This window comes from Nonomuraea sp. H19 (assembly GCF_052068215.1).
In the GTDB taxonomy this organism is placed as follows: domain Bacteria; phylum Actinomycetota; class Actinomycetes; order Streptosporangiales; family Streptosporangiaceae; genus Nonomuraea.
The window spans coordinates 1-3,343 of sequence record NZ_JBQHCV010000095.1 but is presented as its reverse complement, the minus strand read 5'-3'; the positions used below and the strand labels follow the sequence as shown (position 1 = coordinate 3,343).

3 protein-coding genes are annotated in these 3,343 nt (G+C 63.6%); all 3 read left to right on the top strand.

The genetic code is table 11. The annotated features are described in order from the left end of the window. Nucleotides 1-73: 73 nt before the first annotated feature. Genes ACTMTI_RS56600 through ACTMTI_RS56590 form a run of 3 tightly spaced genes read left to right on the top strand, consistent with a single transcriptional unit; the run spans nucleotide 74 to nucleotide 3,342 of the window. Complete coding sequence (locus tag ACTMTI_RS56600) at nucleotides 74-1,291, top strand: cytochrome P450 (protein ID WP_441129358.1); 1,218 nt, start codon at nucleotides 74-76, stop codon at nucleotides 1,289-1,291. Between the two features lie 42 nt (nucleotides 1,292-1,333). Then, entirely contained in the window at nucleotides 1,334-2,200 is an 867-nt protein-coding gene (locus ACTMTI_RS56595) for an SDR family oxidoreductase (protein WP_441129357.1), read from the top strand. A gap of 44 nt (nucleotides 2,201-2,244) precedes the next feature. After that, nucleotides 2,245-3,342: a zinc-dependent alcohol dehydrogenase gene (locus ACTMTI_RS56590; RefSeq protein WP_441129356.1), complete on the top strand. Its 1,098-nt coding sequence runs from the start codon at nucleotides 2,245-2,247 to the stop codon at nucleotides 3,340-3,342. The last annotated feature ends 1 nt before the right edge of the window (nucleotide 3,343 follow it).

Genomic DNA, 3,343 nt, shown 5'->3' with positions numbered 1-3,343 from the left:
AACTCGGACACGGACACGTCGACATCAAATGCGTCGCATGCAATCTTTAATATCCGGTATATATTCAAGGCTGGTGGCCGATTTGAAGCCGTCCGATTTTCCAAGAGATCCACGGTTCCGTACACCTGGACGAGCATTCATTGAAGATGGCGTAGCGCATCTTCGCAGCTATCAGGATGTGCGGCGCGTAATGCTGGACGGCACCGCCGAGGAGGAATTCTCTCGGGACGTCTCGTACTGGCTGCCCCAGGGGCAGCGTTTGCATGCGACGTGGTCGTTTGTCTGGGGCGTGGGATACAGCCATGCGAACGGAACGCCAGGGCGATACGACGCACTGCGCGGAATTTTCGAGCCGCATTTCACGAAAGATGTTGTCCGGCGGCTGGAATCAACGATTCGCGGCCACGCGCGAAATCTCGTCGACTCGATCGTCGAGAAGGGGACGGGCGAGTTCAACCTGGCGACCGAGCTGGCATACCCCTTGGCTCTTCGGACGAACTGCTCGCTCGTCGGGATTCCCGCCGAACATCGGCCATGGCTGGTTGACCAGCTCTATTCGGTGATACGGACGCCTCGGGGCGGCCTGGGGGATCGCGAACCACCTGAGGTCGAAGCCTATCTGTGGGAGCTGATCCGCGAACGAGAGGACCACCCGGGCGAGGAGTTGCTGGACCTGCTGATCGCGGCGCGGCGCTCCGGCACGATCACCGGCCTCGAACTGATCGGGAGCATCTGGAGCCTGTCCCAGTCGGCGGTGGAGGACGCTGGTACGAACACGGCCAACGCGTTTGCCCTGCTCGGTGAGTTCGGTTTGCTGGGTGAGGCGCGGCAGAAGGTCGACGACGACAACTGGCTCCATTGGGCGGGTGAGGAGATCCTCCGGTATGGCACGCCGTTCCCCTCGCGACCATTGGTCGCGATCACTGACGTAGTGCTTGAGGACGACGTTCGGGTGCCCGCCATGACCCCGGTACGGCTGTGGCTGAGCGCGGCCAATCGGGACGCGGCCGTCAACGGCGGAAACTCGTCGGCAGCCAGCCCGGATCTGTTCGACGTCACCAGGTCGCCGAACCGCCATCTGACGTTCGGCGTCGGCACCCGCATGTGCATGGCCGCTCGGATGGCACGGCTCCAGGCGCGCATCGCCCTGCAGGAGGCGCTCCCTCGGCTTCCTGAGCTGGAGCTCGACCTCAAGCGGCCCTTTGAACGCCACGCCGGTATCACCGATGGAGTCCTGCATGCTCACTTCCAATTCGACCAGTGGCAGGCGGAACGCTTCGCCACCGCATGACGCACGACAGAGATCGAAGAAGTATGGGAGATCGCGATAAACATGCGAAATCTGGTCATCGTAACGGGCGTGGGTATGCGAGCGGCACGCCGGTTCTTCACGAACACCGACACTGAGGACATCCTCGAACTCAAGGGAGAGCACTACAAGCTCAATGCCGCCGCCGGGGCCGCCATCGAGCTCGGGCGGCGCGGCCATCTCGTCTACATGCTCGGCGCCGACGAGCGCAACCTGCGGCTGATCCACGAACACCTGATGCCGCCCGACACATGTCTCGCAGCCCTGGACCTGTTCGACCGCGCTGCGATCGAGGGCTTCGTCGACCAGATCGAGGCTCTGGCGCAGGACACCGAGGCAGCCGTCCATCTGGTGCATTACGCCGGCATATCCGAGCTGAAAGTGCCGACACCGCGGAACACGATCTTCCTGGAACCGTGGGAGACTCCGCCGGGCGCGATTCCGGAGATCGTCGCCAGTAACACCGTCACGTGGCTCAACCTGCTGCAGGCGATGAGGCGGGTGTTCAACCGTCAGGCGCGGACGAAGGTGATAATGATCTCAGCGGTCGCCGCCATACGGACCGCTCGGCTCCATGGCCTCGACGCGATCCAGAAGGCGGCTTCCCATTCGATGGCCCGAACTCTTGCGATCGATCTGTCGAAGGAAAACATCTTCGTGACCGAAGTGATGCCGGGCATGACCGACACCGGCTTCTACGACACAGACGAGACCTTCGAAGCCGTGTCGCTGGCTGCGCGGGAATACGGCTATGACTACAGCGAAGAGACCTTCCCGCTGTTCTCTGCCTACAAAGTCGGGCAGGCCGTCAGCTTTGCCATCGACACCGATGCGCACGTACGCGAAATATCGCTGATTCCTTATGGGCAGTGGCCGCATCTGGGTGCGTGAATCCGTCGGCGTCGCCGAATGACGACAGTAAGGAGAATGGCCATATGGCGGAGACCGCCCGCGCCGCCGTGCTCGTCGCGCCCGGACGTATGGAGCTCCAGGAGATCCCGCTGCCGCCGATCGGTCGCGATGACGCCTTGATGCGCGTCGAGGCCTGCGGGATCTGTGGCACCGACCTCGAGCAGTACAACGGCGAGTATCGGCCACGATTTCCCGCCATCCCCGGTCATGAACCTCTCGGTGTCATCGAGGAGATCGGCGCGGACGCGCGGCGCCGCTGGAGGGTCGACGTCGGCGACCGTGTCGCGGTCTACCCCCGTTTCGGCTGCGGTCACTGTGAACACTGCGCACGTGAGGATTTCCGTTACTGCTCCCAGGTCGGAATCTATGGGTTCTCCGTCACCGATCGATCACCTGGGCTGTGGGGTGGATACGCCGACTACCTGTACCTCTCTCCAGGATCCAAGGTTCGTAAGATCCGACGCGATCTTCCCGCGGTGGTCGCCGCTCAGTTCAACGCCCTCGGCGCGGGCTTCTCGTGGGCGGTCAACACGCCGGAAATGCGGCCCGGTGACGACGTGGTGATCCTCGGCTGCGGCCAGCGCGGGCTGGCGTCACTGCTCGCGGCGCGGGAGGCCGGTGCCCGACGAGTGATCGTGACAGGGCTGGCCCGCGATTCGTTCAAGCTCAAACTCGCCACCGAACTAGGCGCCGACGTCACCATCGACGTCGAGGCGGACGATCCGGTCACGATCGTCAAGGACGTCACGCAGGGCGTGGGTGCCCGTGTCATCGTGGACACCACGCCGCGGGCGCCAGAAGCGGTCGTACAGGCAGTGGAGATGGCCGCGCAGGGCGGAACCGTCGTACTGGCCGGCCTCAAGGGGAGACGGGAGGTGCCGGGCCTGTTCAGCGATCTCGTCGTCACCAAGGAGCTCACGGTCAAGGGAGTGCTCGGTGTCGACTACACCTCACTCGAGCAGGCAGTGACCCTGATCGAAGCGGACAAGTACCCGCTCTCCCGCATCAACACGCATAGCTTCGATGTCAGCGAGGCGACGCGGGCGCTGCAGACACTCGCCGGAGAGATCCCCGGCGAGAAGGCGATCCACATCGCGATCGTCCCTTGGGCCAGGCGGTAGA

What these genes read in the sequence shown, in the direction of transcription:
- ACTMTI_RS56595 (WP_441129357.1), top strand. Translation starts at nt 1,334, where the DNA reads ATGCGAAATCTGGTCATCGTAACGGGCGTGGGTATGCGAGCGGCACGC.
- ACTMTI_RS56590 (WP_441129356.1), top strand. Translation starts at nt 2,245, where the DNA reads ATGGCGGAGACCGCCCGCGCCGCCGTGCTCGTCGCGCCCGGACGTATG.